We start from the raw sequence: 18,917 nt of genomic DNA on the forward strand, positions 1-18,917 counted from the left end.
CCCGCCCCCCCCCGCCGGGGGGTGGGGGGCCGGGGGGGGGCCGGGGGGGCGGGGGGGGCCCCTCTGTTTGGGGGCCGGGGGGGGGGGGGTGTGGGGGTTTCCCCCCCCCCCCACCAAAAGGGGTGAACGGCCGTAACTTTCCACTACGGGGCGCGTTCTGTCGCGCTAAGGGGTTGAACGGTCACCATGCGTGAGGCCGCGGCCATGCCCTCACGGTCAGCTGTTGGGGTACGCCCAGGGGTTGGGGCGGCAGTCGATTCCGTCATGGTCGATGAACTTGGTCTGCTGCTGCATGACCGGGGCGAGTTCGCCGTCCTTGTCACACGTGACGTGGTTGAAGCCGATGCGGTGGCCGATCTCGTGGTTGATCAGCATCTGCCGGTACCCGTGGAGGTCGTCGCCGTACGGTTCCGCACCCTGCGCCCACCGGTAGGCGTTGATCATCACGCGTTCGGTGGCGGCCGAGTCGCAGGACACGTTGTCCACGGTGGTGTCCAGGCCGGACTTGGCGCACCAGTCGGCGGTGGTGCCGGGGCTGGCCAGCGTGATGACGAAGTCGGGCTGCCCGGAGTGGACGCGCTCGAAGGTACGGGCGCCGTTGTGGGCCCAGCTCCGGTCGTCGTTGAGCGTCTTCTGCACCGCCTCGGCGAAGAATTGCCCGTCGAGTCCAAGCCCTTGTTCCACGTCCACGCGGTAGGTGTACTTCCGTCCCGTCCCCGGGCCCTTGGCGATGCCGGGGACCGCGTCGAACTTCCCCGAACCCTCGAGCGTGGCGCTGAGCGGGTACCTCTTCTCCATCTTCTGCTCGTACGTCAGCGGCGCCGCGGTCTCGGGCGCTGAGGGCGTCGGCCGTCCGTCCGCCCGCGACGCCGAGTCGTCGACGCCGCGGGCCTGGTCGGTGGCGGACTGTGCCCGCAGGTCCTCGCCGTCCGATCCGTCGGCGACCTGTCCGGCCACGACGACCGCCAGCACGGTGGTGACGGCGGCCGCGGCGATGCCGGTGAACGTCCTGCCCTTGCCGCCCTTGACCGGCGCGGGTTCACCCGTGGGTGGCGCGTCGGAATCGGCGCCGGACGCTGCGACGCCGCCTCCGACGCCACTGCCCGTGATGCCACCGCCCGTGATGCCACCGCCCCCGTCGGCGGCGCTCCAGTCGGTGACGGAGGCGTACGGGCCGGCGGACTGCGGGGAGACAGGGTTACGGCGCGGGGGGCGGGCCGCGAAGACGTCGCCGTCCTCGCCGAAGGCGTCCAGGTACTCCTGCCGCGGTTCTCCCGCAGCCGCCTGCCGCTGCCGCGGGAAGGACGGGCCGGACCTCACGGACCGACCGGGAGGCCCGGGGTGCGCGGGGTGCGAGGGATGTGCGGGGTGCCCTGGCTGCGAGGGGGCACCGGCGGACGGCCCCGCCGGGGCGCCCTGCCCGGGCCCGGTCCGCCCGCTCAGCTCACCCCAGCCACCGCCGGGTTCACGCTGCTCGGGATGGCCACCACGGGTCCGTGGCACACCGTGAGCCGGGGTCCCGTCGGGGAACCCCTGGGCGCCCCGAGGCGGTGTACCGTCCCCCGTCCGCGGAAACCCCTGAGCCGGCGTCCCTTCCGAAACCGTCGGAAAACCACGCACCGGGGTGCCGCCGGGAACCGTCACGAAACCATGTGTCGGCGTCCCGTCCGGGAACCGTGGTCCCGGGCTCGGCGGGCCCGCATATCCCTGGGGACCGCCCCGGACCCCGTCCTGGGTCCCGTACGCCCCACCCGGTGCCTCATTCGTCGCCCTGTGGGGCGCCGCGCCGGGCGTTCCGTTCACCGGTGATGCCTGCTCTCCCGCCGGAGGCCCGGGCGCCCGGCGGCGGCCCAGCAGGCCGGGCCGGGGCTCGCGCGCCGCGGCGGTGTCCGCGGCGTCGGCCTTGGGGGCGGGTCCACGGCGGCTGTGGCGTCCCACGTCGCGCCTCAGCCTCCTGTGGTCTGGTTGGCGGGCTCGTCGTCGACGGCCCCTTCGGTCCTCTCGCCGACCGCCGACTCTCCGGTGTCCGCGAGGAATTCGCGGAACGCCGTGGCCACGGTCTCCGGATATTCCATCATCGCCACGTGTCCCGCGTCCGGCAGGGTCAGCAGCCGGGAGTCGCGGAAGGCGCGGGCAGCCCGCTGGGCCATGCGGTAGCCGACGAGTTGGTCCCGTCCACCGTAGACCAGCAGCGTCGGCGCGAGAACCCGTTCGGCCTGTCGCCACAGCCCGTGCTGGCCGCCCAGCGTGTACGCGTTGACGATCCCGCGCGCGGAACGGGCCATCGCGTCCCAGAAGTACGGCAGTCGCATCCGCCGTTCCATCTCCTCCACGGCGTTGCGGAAGCCTTCCGGCGACACTCTTCCCGGGTCGCCGTAGCAGAGCGCCGTCACCCCCCGGACCCGCTGTTCCGCGGTCCACTCCCGGGTGAGCCGGGTGAACAGCGACACCACCCCCGGCAGCGCCAGCAGTCCCGTCGGCACGGCGCTGCGCTGCACGCGGAGCTCCGGCAGCGCGGGCGACACGAGGGTCAGCGTCCGCACCAGGTCGGGCCGTACCGCGGCCACGCGGGTGACGACGGCACCGCCGAGCGAGTTGCCGAAGAGGTGGACGGGGCCGCGCCCGGCCGCGTCGAGGTGGCGGATGACCGCGCGCGCGTGGCCCGTGATCGAGTAGTCGCCGTCGTCCGGCGGCGGGGAGTCTCCGAATCCCGGCAGGTCGACGGCCTCGCCGGCGACGACGCCGTCCAGCAGCGGCATCAGTGCCGACCAGTTCTGCGAGGAGCCGCCGAGGCCGTGGACGTAGAGCGCGGGCGGCAGCCCCTCGCGGGCGGGCGGCCTCGAGCGCACCGTCAGGGTGATGCCGGGCAGCTGCACCGACCGGAGCCGCTCACCGGCGGCGACCTTGACTGCCGCGACCTTCGGCAGCACGTTGGCGGGCGGCACGGACGGCGGCTCGGTCGAAGGCATGCGGCAATGTTACGAGACGATCACACAGTGGCTCATGTGTTCGCCGTCACAAGCGCGGGTGCATCGGCGCGGCAGCCGGGCACGGATGCCGGATGCGGCAACGCGCTGGACGCCCATGGGCCCGGCGCACGGACGGGGGCGCCCACGGGGACAGCCCGGACCCACAGGGACAGCGCACGAGGACAGCTCACCGGAGCAGCTCACGAGAACAGCTCCCAGGGACAACCCGCGGAGGCAGCCCCCGCAGCGGGCAGGAGCCGACGCATGGCGTCCGGATCGGGTGTCTCCTAGGCTCATGGAGTGGGCACCCGCGTGTGGCCCCTGCATCCTCAGGGACGTTCGTAGGAAGGGAGCCCAGCATGACCGTCGATCCGACCGACCCCGAGACCTTCGACGACGAGGCACAGGAACCGGAGGAATTCGACGTCGAGGCACCCGACGCCGACGCGGCCGAGCAACAGGCGGACATCGCGCCGGAACGCGACGATCCGCTGACCGGTGTCGAACCGGGCCGCGCCAACGAGGCCGACCTGGCGGAACAGGCCAGGGTCGTGTCCCACGACGAGGACGACTACCGCTGAAGCGCGGCGCCGCGAGGCGACGGAGAGGCCGCCGAGCAGAAGGGAGGCCCATCCCTGCCCGGCCTGAACCCTTTTGAAACCTGTTGTGCGACTTTCGCCACCGTCCGGTCCGTGAAATTCTGCGCTCGCGGCGCACACACCACGGTTACCGAAAAGTACGATGGCGACGCGGCGCACACCGCACGAGGACGACTATGGGAGGCGGCGTGACAGCCATCGAGCAGACAGAGGCGGTACGCCCGCGGGGCACACGCCTTCCCCGCCGAGCCCGACGCAACCAACTGCTGGGCGCCGCACAGGAAGTGTTCGTGGCCCAGGGCTACCACGCGGCCGCGATGGACGACATCGCCGAACGCGCCGGCGTCAGCAAGCCGGTGCTCTACCAGCACTTCCCGGGCAAGCTCGACCTCTACCTCGCCCTGCTGGACCAGCACTGCGAGGCCCTGATCCAGTCCGTACGGATCGCGCTCGCGTCGACGACCGACAACAAGCAGCGAGTCCGGGCGACCATGGACGCCTATTTCGCGTACGTCGAGGACGACGGCGGCGCCTTCCGCCTGGTCTTCGAGTCGGACCTGACCAACGAGCCCGCCGTGCGCGAGCGCGTCGACAAGGTCACGAACGAGTGCGCTGAGGCTATCTGCGACGTCATCGCCGAGGACACCGGCCTCTCGCGCGCCGAGTCGATGCTGCTGGCCTCCGGTCTGGGCGGTCTCGCCCAGGTGGTGGCCCGCTCCTGGCTGCACAGCGACCGCAGCGTGCCGCGCGATCAGGCGGTCCAGCTGCTGACCTCACTGGCCTGGCGGGGCATCGCCGGCTTCCCGCTGCACGGCAACGAGCAGCACTGACCGGCACGGTGCGCCGGGCGGCGACGGACGTACGGCGACTCTGTTCCCGGCGGCTGTTCGCTCCTGGCGTTCTCCGCCGCAGCGTGTACGTCCCCTCACCGGGCTAATGTGTGCTGGGTACGGCGCGGAAGATCGCGCACTTCACTGACCGTCGGAGGGACATAGCCGTGGAGGTCAAGATCGGCGTGCAGCACGCGCCCCGCGAGATCGTTCTGGAGAGCGGTCAGAGTGCCGAAGAGGTCGAGCGGGTGGTGGCCGAGGCACTGGCCGGCAAGTCGGCGCTGCTGAGCCTGGTGGACGAACACGGTCGCAAGGTCCTGGTGCCGGCCGACCGTCTCGCCTACGTCGAGATCGGCGAGCCGGCCCCGCGCAAGGTGGGCTTCGGCGCGCTGTAGCCGGCGGAAGCCGGATGACGGACGAACAAAGGGAGGGGCCCGGCGGCGACCAGCCGCCGGGCCCCTCCCATGGTCCGAACCCTTCCATGGTCCGAACCCTCCCGTGGTCCGAGCCCTCCCGTGGTCCTAACCCTTCCGTGGTCCGAACCCTCCCGATTCCGAGCTGCCCCGTGGTCCGAGCTCCCCCCTGCTGCGAGCCTCCGTGGTCCGAGCTCCCCCGTTGTGCGAGCCCTTGAGTTGTCCGTGCCCTCCGTTCACACCACGGACCACAGTTCACACACAGAGGGAGGGTTGCATTCCGCAGGTCAGGGGTAAGACGGCAGTGACCGTTTCGGGCAGGCCGGCCATGTGGGAGGGACCCCGACATGCTCTTGGAAGCGCTCAGCGCCGCGATTCTCGGCCTTGCCCTGGCCTGGGCCGCCGTCCACCGTCTGCCACACCGTCTGCCGGCCCGCGTCCTGGTGCTGCCGACGGGGATCGCCGGGGCCCTGTTCGGGGCGTTCGTCACGCACACCGCGCTGGGCGCCGGCGGGCTGCTGCTGGTCCTCCTGGGCTCGGCGGCTCTCTCCGCGGCCTCGCTGTCGCTGCTGCTGCGGCCCGCGGGAAGACTCCGTGGCCGATCGGCGACCGCCTGAGCGGCCGCCGCGCCCGGCGGGGTCGACGCCGGAAGTGAGGGCCCGACGGGACCCGCGTCCGCAGATGCGCCCGGCAGCGCTCAGGCCGCCAGGCCCAGCGCCGCCATCCGCTTGGTGTGCGCCTCGGTGATCCGGGAGAACATCCTGCCGACCTCGGCAAGGTCGAAGCCGTCCGCGACACCGCCCACCAGCATCGTCGACAGCGCGTCCCGGTCGGCGACCACCCGCTGGGACTGCGAGAGCGCCTCCCCCATCAGCCGCCGCGCCCACAGCGCGAGCCGCCCGCCCACACGCGGGTCCGCGTCGATCGCCGCACGCACCTTCTCCACGGCGAAACCGGCATGACCGGTGTCGTCGAGCACGGCCAGCACCAGTTCGCGGGTGTCGGAGTCGAGGCGGGCCGCGACCTCACGGTAGAAGTCGCTCGCGATGGAGTCGCCGACGTAGGCCTTGACGAGCCCCTCCAGCCAGTCCGAGGGGTCCGTCTGCTTGTGGAAGCCGTCGTAGGCGGCCACGAACGGCTCCATAGCCTCCGTCGGCTCCTCGCCGATCTCGGCGAGCCGGTCGCGCAGCCGCTCGAAGTGGTGGAACTCCGCCGACGCCATCTTCGCCAGCTCCGCCTTGTCGGCGAGCGTGGGCGCCAGCTTGGCGTCCTCCGCGAGCCGCTCGAACGCCGCCAGCTCGCCGTACGCGAGCGCGCCGAGCAGGTCCACGACCGCGGCACGGTACTGGGGGTCGGCGGCTGCCGTCGCCCAGTCCCGGGCGGCGACACCGGTGACACCGGTGACACCGGTGTCTCCAGTGGCTCCGGCGACTCCTGGGACTGCGGTGGTTTCGGCGGGGGCGTCTGCGGCGTTGCCAGGCTTGTCCGAGCTCGTCATGCAGCGCACAATAGCCCGCCTGCCGTCCGCCGGAAGGCCCCGGTCGCCCCAGGGCGGCCCCGGCTCAGGCCCAGGTCGGCCCAGGTCGATCAGTGTGACGACAACTACTTGACCAAATCGGCCATCGCGTGTGCGCGAATCCGGGGTATGGTGGTAATGCGCCTGCCGAGTATGTGACGTACGGGTACGTGACATCTCGTCGGGCCGCACGCATGAGGATGCCCGGTCGGTGGCCCGATCGGCTCCGACCCGACAGCCCTCCCTGCCGTACGCCACACTGCGTACGGAATCCGGAGGGGGACCCTCAGTGGTACGAGCGCTGGAGCGTCGACAGAGGTCCCGTGTCCTACGGCTCACCCGTAAGGCAGCCGACGTCCCCGACACGGTCCGGCACCACCCGCGCGCTCGCCTCGCACCACGTACACAGAAGAGGCAGCACCCTGACTACGACGTTCCGATCCCTCGGGATCCTCCCCGAGACCGCCGAAGCCCTTGAGGCCGTCGGCATCAACACTCCCTTCCCCATCCAGGAGATGACGCTCCCCGTAGCCCTTTCGGGCAAGGACGTCATCGGCCAGGCCAAGACCGGTACCGGCAAGACGCTGGGCTTCGGCCTCCCGCTCCTCGAGCGCGTCACCGTCCCCGCCGACGTCGAGGCGGGCCGCGCCGCCCCCGAAGCCCTGACCGACGCCCCGCAGGCCCTCGTCGTCGTCCCGACGCGCGAGCTGTGCCAGCAGGTCACCAACGACCTCCTGACCGCCGGCAAGGTCCGCAACGTGCGCGTCCTGGCGATCTACGGCGGCCGGGCCTACGAGCCGCAGGTGGAGGCCCTGAAGAAGGGCGTCGACGTGATCGTCGGCACCCCGGGCCGCCTGCTGGACCTGGCGGGCCAGAAGAAGCTGAGCCTGAAGCACATCAAGAGCCTGGTCCTCGACGAGGCCGACGAAATGCTCGACCTGGGCTTCCTGCCCGACGTCGAGAAGATCATCAACATGCTCCCGGCCAGGCGCCAGACCATGCTTTTCTCGGCCACCATGCCGGGCGCGGTGATCGGGCTGGCCCGTCGTTACATGTCGCAGCCCACGCACATCAGCGCCACCTCGCCGGACGACGCGGGCGCGACGGTCGCGAACACGAAGCAGTTCGTCTACCGCGCGCACAACATGGACAAGCCCGAGATGGTGGCGCGCATACTGCAGGCCGACGGCCGGGGACTGGTCATGGTCTTCTGCCGCACCAAGCGCACCGCTGCCGACCTGGCCGACCAGCTCAAGCAGCGCGGCTTCGCCTCCGGCGCGGTCCACGGCGACCTCGGCCAGGGCGCCCGCGAGCAGGCCCTGCGCGCCTTCCGCAACGGCAAGGTGGACGTACTCGTCTGCACCGACGTCGCCGCCCGCGGCATCGACGTCGAAGGTGTGACGCACGTCATCAACTACCAGTCGCCGGAAGAGGAGAAGACGTACCTGCACCGCATCGGCCGCACCGGCCGCGCGGGCGCCAAGGGTACGGCGATCACGCTGGTCGACTGGGACGACATCCCGCGCTGGCAGCTGATCAACAAGGCGCTGGACCTGGGCTTCAGCGACCCGCCGGAGACCTACTCCACCTCCCCGCACCTGTACACCGACCTCGGCATCGCCGAGGGCACCAAGGGCGTCCTGCCGCGCTCGGAGCGCACGCGCGCCGGGCTCGACGCGGAGGAGCTGGAGGACCTGGGCGAGCCGGGCGGCCGCGCGCGCGGCGACCGGGGCGGCCGAGGTGGCCGGGGCGGCCGGGACGAGTCCCGTTCCGCCGAGCGCGAGCGTTCGTCCGGTACGACGCCGCGTCGCCGCCGTCGGATGCGCGGTGGGGCACCGGTGGACGCGGACGCGTCCACGACCACCGCACCCGAGGCCGTGACCGGCGGTGCGGACCGCGCCGCCGACGCGGACACGGACGCGGCCACGGGTCCCCGCACGCTGCGTCGCCGACGCCGCACGCGCAGTGGAGAGCAGTCGCGCCAGCCGGTGACGGCCACGACGACCGACGCCCCCGCGACCGACGCGCCCTCGGCGCGGGGGGCGGACACCGCGCCCGTCACCTCCGAGATCGCGGAGGCGCCTGCGAAGTCGCGTCGCCGTCGCACCCGCAAGTCGGCCGAGGCGCCGACCGCGCCGCTGGAAACCACCCCGGTGATCGAGCCGGCGGTCGTCGAGCCGGCGGTCGTCGAGGCCCAGGTGGCCGAGGCCCAGGTGGCCGAGGCTCCGGTGGAGAAGCCGCGCCGCCGCACCCGCAAGGCCGCGGCCACGGCCGCCGAGACGGCGGCCGACACGGCCGAGGGAGTGACCGAGCCCGCGTCCGAACCGTCGGAGACGAAGCCGCGCCGCACCCGCAAGAAGGCCGCGACGGCGTCGACCGCGACGGACCCGGTGGACCTCACGGAGACCGTGGAGGCCAAGCCCCGACGCACCCGCAAGGCGGCGGCCGCCGAGCCCGCGAAGGCCGACGAGGCAGCGCAGGCCCCGGAAGCCGTCGAGGCCAAGCCGCGCCGCACCCGCAAGGCGGCCGCCACCAAGACGGCCACTACCAAGGCCGAGGCCGCCGTCGACACGGCCGAAGGCACGGTCGAGGGCGCGGTCGAGGGCGCGGTCGAGGGCGCGGAGACCAAGCCGCGCCGCCGCACCCGCAAGGCCGCCGAGCCTGTCGGAGCCACGGAGGCCACGGCCGGCATCCCGGCCCAGACGGCGCAGGAGCCGGACGCGGCCGAGGCGAAGCCGCGCCGCACCCGCAAGGCGGCCGCCACCAAGACGGCCACCGCCAAGGCCGAGGCCGCCGTCGACACGGCCGAAGGCGCGGCCGAGAGCGTGGAGACCAAGCCGCGCCGCCGCACCCGCAAGGCCGCGGAGGCCACCGAGACGCCCGCGCAGGAGCCGGAGGCCGCCGAGGCCAAGCCGCGCCGCACCCGCAAGGCGGCCGCCACCAAGACGGCCACCGCCAAGGCCGAGGCCGCCGTCGACACGGCCGAAGGCGCGGCCGAGGGCGCGGAGACCAAGCCGCGCCGCCGCACCCGCAAGGCCTCCGAGCCCGTCGGAGCCGCCGCCGAGATTCCGGCGCAGGCATCGCAGGAGCCGGAGGTCGCCCCGCGGCGCCGGACCCGTAAGGCAGCCGCTGCCGTCGAGGTGTCCGCCGAGGCCGCCGACACGGCCGAGGCGAAGCCGAAGGTTCGCCGCACCCGCAAGGCGGCCACGGCGGCCACGCAGCCCGCGGAGACCAGCGGAAGCTGATCAACGCCGCTCACCCGACCGTCGGCCCGGTCCCGCCACCCACGCGGGCCCGGGCCGACGGCGTTCCCACACCCGGCCCCCGCCCGTCCTCCGGCCCAGCGCCCGCACCGCCCGCTTCGCCTCCCCGCCACCCGCCGCCCGCCGCCCGCCGCCCGCCGCCCGCCGCCCGCCGCCGAGCGTGTGCGCGAAACCGCGGGGACGGCGGAAGCGACACGGGCCGCACAGGGGCGGCCCGCTGCCGGGCGGGCGGACGACGCCCCGGCAGCCGGCCGCCCCGCTCCCCACGCGTACCGCCCGATAGCCTCTGCCCGTGAGCAGTAACGCCACCTTCACCCCGCCCTCCGACGCCCGCGCCTACCGGCTGCGTACCGCGCGCGGTGAGTTCGCCGTCGTCGACTCGCCCGTGGCCCCCGGGGCCGAGGCGAAGGGGACGGTGCTGATGCTGCCCGGGTTCACGGGGAGCAAGGAGGACTTCACGCTGCTGCACGAGCCGCTCGGGGCGCGTGGGTACCGTACGGTCGCCGTGGACGGGCGGGGGCAGTACGAGTCCGACGGGCCCGAGCACGACGAAACCGGCTACGCGCAGACCGAACTGGCTCGGGACGTGCTCGCCCAGGTCGCCGCCCTCGGCACCCGCGTGCACCTGCTCGGGCACTCCCTCGGTGGTCAGATCGCACGTGCCGCCGTCCTGCTCGACCACGCCCCTTTCACCTCTCTCACACTGATGTCCTCGGGCCCGGCGCGGATCTCCGTCTCCCAGCAGCAGCGTGTGAAGCTCCTCCGGGACGCGCTCGACACCATGACGATGGCCGAGGTCTGGCAGGTGATCCAGGCGATGGGGCCGCCCGAGGAGGTCGGCGGTCCCGCCGTGGGCCCCGGCGATCCGGAACGGCTCCGCAGCCGCTGGCTGGGCACCAGGCCCGCCCAACTGCTCGCCACGGGACAGCAGTTGTGCACCGAGCCGGACCGTGTGGCCGAGCTCTCCGCCGTGCCGCTGCCGTTCCACGTGCTGTCGGGCGCCTACGACGACACCTGGCCCGTACCCCTCCTGGACGAGATGGCCGTACGGCTGGACGCGCGCAGGACCGTGATCGCCGGTGCCGAGCACTCCCCCAACACCGACCGGCCCCTGCCGACCGCGCACGCCCTCGCCGACTTCTGGGACGGCACCCCCGCCCGGTTGCGGACGGACCGCTAGTACCGCACGCGGCACAGCGCCGCGCCTGGCACCGCACCTCGCCTGGCACTGCACCGCGCCTGGTACTGCACCGCGCCCGGTACTGCGCCGGATACCGCGCGCCCTGGTAATGCGCTGATACTGCGCCTAGTACTGCGCCCGCAAGTGCTCCCAGAAGCCGTCCCGCAGCGCCCGGCGCAGGTCGGGCTGGCCGCGCAGCGAGTACTGCAGCAGCCCCTCGGCCTCCACCAGCAGGTCCTGGTCCACCGAGCCGGGGAGGTACGGGTGGCCGGGGAGCAGATCGACCAGCGATTCGCGGCCTCGTGCCGCCAGCCATTTCGCCGCGATCTGCGCGCCCACGAAGCGGACGTCCTCGCGGGCCGGCCGGGCCACGCCCGTCGCTTCGAAGGCGTGGGCCGTGCGCCGGGAGACGTACGGCTTGAAGAAGTCCAGGTCGAAGGTGCGCTGGCTGTCGACCTCCCAGAGCAGCGGGTCGGCCTGGTTGCGGCCCTCCGGCGCCTCGATGCCCCACAGATGGACGCGGGCTCCGTAGCCCTGGGCGGCCTCGACCGCCGACACCAGGTCCTCGTCGCCGCCGAGCAGGGCCGCGTCGCTGATGGCGCGGTGCCGCGCGAGGGACTCCAGGTCGGAGCGGATGAGTGAGTCGACGCCCTTCTGCTGGTTGTTGGCGTTGAGGTTGCCCAGGCGGACCTTCACGTCCGGCAGCTCGGCGATGGACTGCTGCTCGGCGGTGTGGATGCGGCGCCGGGCACCGTCGTACCAGTAGACGCGCAGCAGGCGACTGTCCGCGAAGATGGTGCGCGCCTTGTCGATGAGCGCGTCGATCAGTCCCTCGGCGTCGAGGTCGAAGGCCCGGCGGTCCTCGGTCCCGGCCACCAGACGTCCCCCTGCCGCGTAGAGGTACCCGGCGTCGACGAAGATCGCGTGTGTCGAGGGCGTCTTGGCCACCTCGGCGAGCATGCGCTGCAGCAGCTCGTTGGTGCGATCGATGCGGGCGTCCAGGGACGTGAGGTCGTCGTTCATCGCCTCCATTGTCCCGGCGGTCACGCAGCGAATACAACCGGTCCCGATCAGTCTTGTACCGGACGTCCGCTGCCCCGGGAGCAGGCGCCTTACCAGTTAGTAGTTAGCAGTTCGAAAAATTTCCTTAGCGTAGGGAATGTTTGCATCACGCAGCCCGTTGAACATGACGGAAGCCCGGGCACCGACGACCCGGGAGCCACACCAGTAGTTCTCCTCAGGAGGATGACCAGATCAAGGGAGAGGCCATGCGCTTTGAAGTCATGCGACTCGACGATGTCGACGGAACCCCCGTGGACACGACCGTCGTGGACGCCGCCTCCGTGAACCGCATCGTTCAGCAGGCCGCCGCCATCGGGCAGCGCCTGTGGATCCGCCCCGCCGACACCTCGGCTTTGTAGCGCGGACCTCCGCAGTCCCTCTGCACACGCGCAGGGCCCCGCACGGCGTTCCGTGCGGGGCCCTGCGCGCGCCCGGGGCTCACGTGCCCTGGATCACCTGCGTGACGCCGTTGATGATCTGCTGCACGGCGATCGCGGAGAGCATCATGCCGGCGAGACGGGTCACCAGGACCACGCCGCCGTCCTTGATGACGCGGATGATCAGCAGCGAGTACCGCATCACCAGCCACAGCACCACGTGGATCGCGAGGATCGCCGCCCACACCGACACCTGGGTGGTCACGCTGTCCGCCTTCTGCACAGCCAGGATGACCGACACGATCGCCCCGGGCCCGGCGAGCAGCGGCATGCCCAGCGGTACGAGGGCGACGTTGACGTCCTTGGTCTGCTTGGGCTCGTCGGTCTTGCCGGTGAGCAGGTCGAGCGCGATCAGGAGGAGCAGCAGCCCGCCGGCGATCATCAGCGCGGGTACGGACACGTGCAGGTACCCCAGGATCTGGTGGCCCAGCAGGCCGAACACCGTGATGACGCCGCCGGCCACACAGACGGCCTGGAAGGCCATCCGCTTCTGCACCTTGGCGGGCCGGCCCGAGGTCAGCGCGAGGAAGATCGGGGTGATCCCAGGGGGATCCATGATGACAAAAAGGGTCAGGAACAGAGAGCCGAAGACGGCGACGTCGAACATGGGTGAGCTACTGGCCTTGCGGAAGAGGGGAAGAAGGGTGTGACCGGGGCAGGACTCAGACCCCGCCGGCCCCCGGCACGGGAAACGCCCCGAACGCCCGCCGCGTGATCTCCCCGTACACCTCGGGGTCCGTCGTGTACTCGCCGAGTACGCAGGTCTTCCGGGTGCCGTGGTAGTCGCTGGAGCCGGTCACCAGGAGCCCCAGCTCCTTCGCCGTGCCCCGCAGCCGTGCCCGCGTGTCCGCGTCGTGGTCCATGTGGTCGACCTCGATGCCGTCGAGCCCGGCGGCGGCGAGCTCCTCGATCGCGGTCTGCGGTACCGTGCGGCCCCGTTTGGTGGCGGCCGGGTGCGCGAACACGGCTACGCCGCCCGCCGCCTTGATCAGCCGGAGCGCCTCGAAGGGGTCGGTCTCGTGCTTCTCCACGAAGGCCCGGCCGCCGTCGGCCAGCCACTCCTGAGTGAAGGCGTCGCCCACGGTCGGCACCACGCCGAGTTCGACGAGGGCGGTGGCCACGTGCGGCCGTCCGACCGAACCGTCGCCGGCGATGCGCGCGACCTGCTCCCAGGTGACGGGCACGCCCAGCGCGTTGAGCTTGGCGACCATGCCCTTGGCCCGCGGCACCCGGTCGTCCCGGACCAGCTCGCGCTCGGCGAGCAGGGCGGGCTCTTCGGGGTCGAAGAGGTAGGCCAGCATGTGCATGCTGACGCCGTCGAGCCGGCAGGAGAGTTCGGCGCCGGTGACGAGGGTGAGCCCCTCGGGGAGCGCGGCGACCGCCTCGGCGTGTCCGCGCGTGGTGTCGTGGTCGGTGAGCGCGACGACGTCCAGCCCGGCCGTGGCGGCCTTGCGTACGAGCTGGGCGGGGGTGTCCGTGCCGTCGGACGCGGTGGAGTGGGTGTGCAGATCGATGCGCACGACGCTGGCTCCAAGCGGTGACGGGACGGATGGGGACGCTCAAGGATAACCGGAACTCCACGCACCACTGTCACACCCGCAGCACCCCTACGCCCCCTACGCCCACCCGGCCCCGCACCAAGCTCGCACCCCTCCAGCACGCGCCCGCCCCCGGACTCGCACCAAGCTCGCCCCCTCCAGCACACGCCCACCCCCGGCCCCGCGCCACGGCGCCTACGGCTGGATCAACCTCGGTGACAGCGCCCCGCACGGCACCAGGTCCACCTCGGCGCCCGCGTCCCGGAGGTCGGTCAGCACCAGCTCCTCGTACATCAGCAGCCCCGAACGCTCGGGCCAGACGACGGCCCACAACCACATCCCGAGGGCCTCCCCGGCGAAGACGGCACGGTCGACGGGCGCGCCGGTGACATGCCAGAGCGGGGCCGGACGGCCGGCGGCCAGGACTTTCGCCTGGGGCGGCTTCTCGACGTTCATGTACGGCCCGGGGTCCGGCGCGTCGATGCCCGCGTACCGCGCCCCGAGGCCGACGCCGAGTTCCTCGGCGATCAGGATGAGCTCACCGATGCCGCCGAGGGGTCCGGGGCCGGAGCAGGCCACGGCGGTCGCCCGGCCACCGCTGCGGTCGTCGCCCGCGCAGGCCACGCCGGTGAACAGCCAGCCGACCGGCAGCGGCCACGGCATCCAGACCGGCACCTGCGTGCGGTGCACCACGACGCCGAGCGCCTCGACGCTGGGCGGAAGCACGGGCTGTACCGGGTGCACGGTGCCGTGCAGGTCGCACTGCCAGGAATCGGCGAAGAGGCCGGGAGCCCTGACCCGGCCACCACATTTCGGGCAACTGGGTTCGCCCCTCATAGAGTCCCACGGTCCTACCCTCGCCCGCCCGCGTCAAGGACGATCACCCATCCGGACGGAAGGACCGACCAGCGGGAACTAGATGTAGTTTGCATTAATTAGCTCCGCTAACTTACTGTGTGTATACACCAACTACCCGACCCCCCTCGTCGGCATTGGAGCGATTGCATGGACCCCTTCGAAGCGGGTGCGGGCGGCATCCTGCGACAGCCCAAGGCCGTGTGGGCGACCGCCGGCGCATCCGTCGTGGCCTTCATGGGCATCGGACTCGTCGACCCGATCCTGCCGTCCATCGCCGAGGGCCTGGACGCGAGTGCCGGCCAGGTCTCCCTCCTGTTCACCTCGTACTTCCTCATCACCGCACTCGCGATGCTGGTCACCGGCTTCGTCTCCAGCCGCATCGGCGGCCGCAAGACCCTGCTGCTCGGCCTCGCCTTCGTGGTGGTCTTCGCGGGCCTGGCGGGCACCTCCGACACGGTCGGCCAGCTCGTCGGCTACCGGGCCGGCTGGGGCCTCGGCAACGCGCTGTTCGTCTCGACGGCCCTCGCGGTCATCGTCGGCGCGGCGGCCGGCGGCAGCGCCGCGGCGATCCTGCTGTACGAGTCCGCCCTCGGCCTCGGCATGGCCTGCGGGCCCCTGCTGGGCGCGCTGCTCGGCGACGCCAGCTGGCGCTACCCGTTCTTCGGCACGGCGTTCCTGATGGCGATCGGTTTCCTGTGCATCACGGTGTTCCTGAAAGAGCAGCCGAAGCCGGCCCGCAAGACGTCGCTGCTGGACCCGCTCAAGGCGCTGGGCCACGGCGGTCTCGCCTCCGCCGCCGTGTCGGCGTTCTTCTACAACTACACGTTCTTCACCGTGCTGGCCTTCACGCCGTTCGTGCTGAACATGACGCCGTACAAGTCGGGTGCCGTGTTCTTCGCGTGGGGCGTGCTGCTCGCCGTCTTCTCGGTGCTCGTGGCGCCGCGCATGCAGAAGCGGTTCGGCTCACTGACGGTGCTCGGCGGCTCGCTGGTGCTGCTCGCGGCCGACGTACTGGTCCTCGGCTACGGCAACCACACCGCGGCGATCGTCTGCACGATCCTGTCCGGCGCGTTCATCGGCGTGAACAACACCGTCTACACCGAACTGGCCCTCGGGGTGTCGGACGCGCCGCGTCCGGTGGCGAGCGCGGGCTACAACTTCGTGCGCTGGTTCGCGGCGGCCGCCGCTCCCTACTTCGCGCCGAAGATCGAGGAGTGGGCCGACGTCCACATGCCCTTCGTCGTGGCGGCCGTCACCGCCGTGCTGGGCGCGGTCGTGGTCGTCGTACGGCGTCGCGCCCTCACCCTCCCCCACTCCCGGCTTCGCTCGAGCGGGGGGACCCCCGTGGCGCGGGAGCCGGAGCCGCGGCACGCGGCCGAGGACGGAGTCGCGGCCTTCACCGACAGCTGACGGACGCGGACCGGAGCCCGGTGAGTTCCGTCACTCCAGCGGGACTGACCTGCGGGACGGATCGCGCAGGTCAGTCCCGTGCGTCAGCCATCGCTCCTGAAGGGCCTGTGCGCCGTGCACCCGCTTCCAGGCCGCCTCGTTCGGCGTCATCGGCAGCAGAGGCAGGAACCGTACGGGGTCCAGCGGGGCGTCCAGCTCCAGATCCTCGACCAGGCCGCCCGGCTCGGCGACCAGGACCGAGGTGAACGGCGCGCCGGGCCACAGCGCCCCGCCCACGTCCAGAGATGCGCCGGGCGCCACGATCACACCCTCGACCTGCGGGGACGCGGCCAGCACGGCGAGCGGACGGAGCACCTTGTCGGTGTCGGCGAGACCGGCCCGGACGGAGAGGACCAGCTCGGCACGGGGACCCCTGACCGGATCGGCGAGCACGGCCGTGGGGTCCGCCATGGGCTGCGCCGCCATACCGAGGGTGGCGTAACGGACGATGTCGCCCTCCTGGCCGCCTCCGGGGAAGCGGAGCACCTCGATACGGTCGGTGCCGAGGAAGGTGACCGCGGCGCGCGCGTCCGGCTCGCCCAGCGCGCTGCGCAACCGGGCCTCGACCAGAGGAAGAACATCAGCCATGCGGCGAGCATAGAACTCGTCGGGATACGGCAAAGCGGCGCCTTGACACGCCGGGTGACTGGTACTCTGGCCCAGCGGTTCGGGGCAGCACGCAGTGCGTCGCGATCAAGACCCCGACGCTCTGAAGACTCCCCTACGGGGAACCCTCCCAAACAGAGGGAATCGATCGTCCCTCACGAGGGACCGGCCGGAGGAGGTGGGGCTGGCATGGACCGAAGTCGACCGTGCAGTACCACCCGCTCTTCCGGCCGCTGATGCAGCTGCTCCGGCTCCTCGCCCCTGCCGCCTCCCATCATCCGCGCACCTTCACGCGGAAGAGCACTTCGTCTCGTTTTGTCTGATCCGGTCCGTCGATTCGTCGATTCGTCGACTCATCGATCCGTGTCAGCAGCTGAAACCAGCAGCTGAATCAGCAGCGAAGCCGGCCACCGCGACGGTGCGGTGCTCCCCGCTTTGTGGACGTGCGGAACACACGTACTCAGGACGTCCTCATTCCGGGTGGTTCCACCCGCCACCGGCGCCGTTCGCTGCCCGTCGCGAAGGAGCCTGCCATGTCGATGATCCGTGACCTGCGCGCCGCGGTCCGCCCGTCCCGCGTCTCTCTGCGCAAGGACAGTGGCGCCTACGACACCACCCGCGACCCGGCGACCGCCTCCGCCGTCGTCGACTGCGCCGTCTACCGCGACGGCGCCCGTGTCGAAACGGACACGCCCCTCGGCCCGCACCAGGCGATGCGCCAGGTGCGCCGCGACGGCGGGTTCGTGTGGATCGGTCTGCACGAGCCCACCGAGGACGAATTCGCCGGTATCGCCCGGGAGTTCGGACTGCACCCGCTGGCCGTGGAGGACGCCGTCCAGGCCCATCAGCGGCCCAAGCTGGAGCGCTACGACGACTCCCTGTTCACGGTCTTCAAGACCATCCACTACGTCGACCACGACGAGCTCACCGCCAACAGCGAGGTCGTCGAGACCGGCGAGGTCATGTGCTTCACCGGGCGGGACTTCTTCATCACCGTCCGGCACGGCGGGCAGGGCTCGCTGCGCGCGCTGCGACACCGGCTGCAGGAGGACCCCGAGCTGCTGCTCAAGGGCCCCTCCGCGGTGCTGCACGCCATCGCCGACCACGTCGTCGACGGCTACATCGCGGTCGCCGACGCGGTGCAGGACGACATCGACGAGGTCGAGACGGAGGTGTTCTCGCCGGGCCGCAAGGGCAGTCCGCGGGGCACCGACGCCGGCCGGATCTACCAACTCAAGCGCGAGGTGCTGGAGTTCAAGCGGGCGGTGTCGCCCCTTCTGCGGCCCATGCAGCTGCTCAGCGAGCGGCCGATGCGGCTGATCGACCCGGAGATCCAGAAGTACTTCCGGGACGTCGCCGACCACGTGGCGCGGGTGCAGGAGCAGGTCGTCGGCTTCGACGAACTCCTGAACTCCATCCTCCAGGCCAACCTCGCCCAGGCGTCCGTCGCGCAGAACGAGGACATGCGCAAGATCACCTCGTGGGCCGCGATCATCGCCGTACCGACGATGGTGTGCGGGGTGTACGGAATGAACTTCGACTACATGCCGGAGACGCACTGGAAGTTCGGCTACCCGCTGGTCCTGTCGATCACGGTCGGTCTCTGTCTGGGCATCCACCGCACGCTCAAGCGCAACGGCTGGCTCTGACGGGGGCAGAAGAGGGCTGGATAGGCTGGCCGCATGACAAGCGAGCTGCTCGACCAGGCCCTCGTCGAGGAGGCCACGAAGAAGTCCGGTCTCATCTGGGCCGGCGGGCCCGGGGCGGCCGCGCGTCCACTGTGGCACGTCTGGCACGAGGGCGCGGCCTGCGTCATCGGTGACGGCCCCGGCGAGCAGCCGCTGCCGGGGCTGGCCGACGGGGTCACGGCCGAGGTGACGGTGCGCAGCAAGGACAAGGGGGGCCGGCTGGTCTCCTGGACGGCCCGGGTCGTGGAGCTGCCGCCCGGCTCCGAGGCGTGGCAGGCCGCGGTCGCCGACCTCAAGGGCAAGCGGCTGAACGCCCCGGACGGCGAGGCGATGACCGACCGCTGGGCCCGTGAGTGCCGGGTGGTGCGCCTGGAGCCGACGGGGGCGACGGCACCCCTGCCCGACGGTTCGCTGGCCCAGGCGCCGCTGCCGAGTCCGGCGACGACGCGCGAACCGGCCCCGGCGGCGCTGGGGCGCCTGCTGCTGAAACGCCGGAAGAGGCGTTAGCG

At 72.0% G+C, this 18,917-nt stretch carries 18 protein-coding genes; 10 read left to right on the forward strand and 8 right to left on the reverse strand.

Annotated features, from left to right (window positions below):
- Nucleotides 1-216 precede the first annotated feature (216 nt).
- Together ACH4F2_RS29220 and ACH4F2_RS29225 are read right to left on the reverse strand one after the other, a co-directional pair.
- A complete protein-coding gene (locus ACH4F2_RS29220; protein WP_398135748.1) occupies nucleotides 217-1,938 on the reverse strand; it encodes a DUF3152 domain-containing protein in 1,722 nt (573 codons plus the stop codon).
- An 8-nt stretch (nucleotides 1,939-1,946) separates the two neighbouring features.
- Entirely contained in the window at nucleotides 1,947-2,969 is a 1,023-nt protein-coding gene (locus ACH4F2_RS29225) for an alpha/beta fold hydrolase (RefSeq protein WP_398135749.1), read from the reverse strand.
- A gap of 359 nt (nucleotides 2,970-3,328) precedes the next feature.
- Between ACH4F2_RS29225 and ACH4F2_RS29230 the strand changes: the two genes are divergently transcribed.
- From ACH4F2_RS29230 to ACH4F2_RS29245, 4 genes are all read left to right on the forward strand, one after another.
- Nucleotides 3,329-3,550, forward strand: coding sequence for a hypothetical protein (locus ACH4F2_RS29230; RefSeq protein WP_398135750.1), 222 nt, complete (start codon nucleotides 3,329-3,331; stop codon nucleotides 3,548-3,550).
- 206 nt (nucleotides 3,551-3,756) lie between these two features.
- On the forward strand, nucleotides 3,757-4,398 hold the full coding sequence (locus ACH4F2_RS29235) for a TetR/AcrR family transcriptional regulator (protein ID WP_398135751.1): 642 nt from the start codon (nucleotides 3,757-3,759) through the stop codon (nucleotides 4,396-4,398).
- 167 nt (nucleotides 4,399-4,565) lie between these two features.
- Nucleotides 4,566-4,793 carry a DUF3107 domain-containing protein gene (locus ACH4F2_RS29240; protein WP_279559911.1) on the forward strand — a complete coding sequence of 76 codons (228 nt, stop codon included), beginning with the start codon at nucleotides 4,566-4,568 and terminating at the stop codon, nucleotides 4,791-4,793.
- Between the two features lie 365 nt (nucleotides 4,794-5,158).
- On the forward strand, nucleotides 5,159-5,428 hold the full coding sequence (locus ACH4F2_RS29245) for a hypothetical protein (protein ID WP_398135752.1): 270 nt from the start codon (nucleotides 5,159-5,161) through the stop codon (nucleotides 5,426-5,428).
- Nucleotides 5,429-5,508: 80 nt separating this feature from the next.
- Here the strand turns inward: ACH4F2_RS29245 and ACH4F2_RS29250 are convergent, their stop codons facing one another.
- Complete coding sequence (locus ACH4F2_RS29250; protein WP_398135753.1) at nucleotides 5,509-6,309, reverse strand: ferritin-like domain-containing protein; 801 nt, start codon at nucleotides 6,307-6,309, stop codon at nucleotides 5,509-5,511.
- A 533-nt stretch (nucleotides 6,310-6,842) separates the two neighbouring features.
- On the opposite strand from ACH4F2_RS29250, the gene ACH4F2_RS29255 reads away from it, so the two are divergent.
- Nucleotides 6,843-9,572: a DEAD/DEAH box helicase gene (locus ACH4F2_RS29255; RefSeq protein WP_398135754.1), complete on the forward strand. Its 2,730-nt coding sequence runs from the start codon at nucleotides 6,843-6,845 to the stop codon at nucleotides 9,570-9,572.
- Nucleotides 9,573-9,882: 310 nt separating this feature from the next.
- Nucleotides 9,883-10,770, forward strand: coding sequence for an alpha/beta fold hydrolase (locus ACH4F2_RS29260; RefSeq protein WP_398135755.1), 888 nt, complete (start codon nucleotides 9,883-9,885; stop codon nucleotides 10,768-10,770).
- Nucleotides 10,771-10,896: 126 nt separating this feature from the next.
- Here ACH4F2_RS29260 and ACH4F2_RS29265 read toward each other — a convergent pair whose 3' ends face one another.
- Entirely contained in the window at nucleotides 10,897-11,802 is a 906-nt protein-coding gene (locus ACH4F2_RS29265; protein ID WP_398135834.1) for an NYN domain-containing protein, read from the reverse strand.
- 236 nt (nucleotides 11,803-12,038) lie between these two features.
- Between ACH4F2_RS29265 and ACH4F2_RS29270 the strand changes: the two genes are divergently transcribed.
- Complete coding sequence (locus tag ACH4F2_RS29270; protein ID WP_007444413.1) at nucleotides 12,039-12,191, forward strand: hypothetical protein; 153 nt, start codon at nucleotides 12,039-12,041, stop codon at nucleotides 12,189-12,191.
- A gap of 79 nt (nucleotides 12,192-12,270) precedes the next feature.
- On the opposite strand, the gene ACH4F2_RS29275 is transcribed toward ACH4F2_RS29270, so the two are convergent.
- The 3 genes from ACH4F2_RS29275 to ACH4F2_RS29285 all read right to left on the reverse strand — a co-directional run bounded on the left by ACH4F2_RS29275 (nucleotide 12,271) and on the right by ACH4F2_RS29285 (nucleotide 14,644).
- On the reverse strand, nucleotides 12,271-12,876 hold the full coding sequence (locus tag ACH4F2_RS29275) for a MarC family protein (protein ID WP_398135756.1): 606 nt from the start codon (nucleotides 12,874-12,876) through the stop codon (nucleotides 12,271-12,273).
- A gap of 55 nt (nucleotides 12,877-12,931) precedes the next feature.
- The gene (locus ACH4F2_RS29280) at nucleotides 12,932-13,789 is read right to left on the reverse strand and encodes a PHP domain-containing protein (RefSeq protein ID WP_398135757.1); all 858 of its coding nucleotides are present in this window, start codon (nucleotides 13,787-13,789) and stop codon (nucleotides 12,932-12,934) included.
- A 213-nt stretch (nucleotides 13,790-14,002) separates the two neighbouring features.
- On the reverse strand, nucleotides 14,003-14,644 hold the full coding sequence (locus ACH4F2_RS29285; protein ID WP_398135758.1) for a DUF6758 family protein: 642 nt from the start codon (nucleotides 14,642-14,644) through the stop codon (nucleotides 14,003-14,005).
- 168 nt (nucleotides 14,645-14,812) lie between these two features.
- Here ACH4F2_RS29285 and ACH4F2_RS29290 point away from each other — a divergent pair, with 168 nt between their 5' ends.
- Nucleotides 14,813-16,075, forward strand: coding sequence for an MFS transporter (locus tag ACH4F2_RS29290; RefSeq protein ID WP_398135759.1), 1,263 nt, complete (start codon nucleotides 14,813-14,815; stop codon nucleotides 16,073-16,075).
- Between the two features lie 30 nt (nucleotides 16,076-16,105).
- Here the strand turns inward: ACH4F2_RS29290 and ACH4F2_RS29295 are convergent, their stop codons facing one another.
- Nucleotides 16,106-16,702, reverse strand: coding sequence for a suppressor of fused domain protein (locus tag ACH4F2_RS29295; RefSeq protein WP_398135760.1), 597 nt, complete (start codon nucleotides 16,700-16,702; stop codon nucleotides 16,106-16,108).
- A 551-nt stretch (nucleotides 16,703-17,253) separates the two neighbouring features.
- Between ACH4F2_RS29295 and ACH4F2_RS29300 the strand changes: the two genes are divergently transcribed.
- Nucleotides 17,254-18,369, forward strand: coding sequence for a magnesium and cobalt transport protein CorA (locus ACH4F2_RS29300; RefSeq protein ID WP_398135761.1), 1,116 nt, complete (start codon nucleotides 17,254-17,256; stop codon nucleotides 18,367-18,369).
- 33 nt (nucleotides 18,370-18,402) lie between these two features.
- Nucleotides 18,403-18,915, forward strand: a complete 513-nt coding sequence (locus ACH4F2_RS29305; RefSeq protein WP_398135762.1) for a hypothetical protein — start codon at nucleotides 18,403-18,405, stop codon at nucleotides 18,913-18,915.
- Nucleotides 18,916-18,917 lie beyond the last annotated feature (2 nt).

The organism is Streptomyces sp. NPDC017890 (assembly GCF_044328675.1).
In the GTDB taxonomy this organism is placed as follows: Bacteria; Actinomycetota; Actinomycetes; order Streptomycetales; family Streptomycetaceae; genus Streptomyces.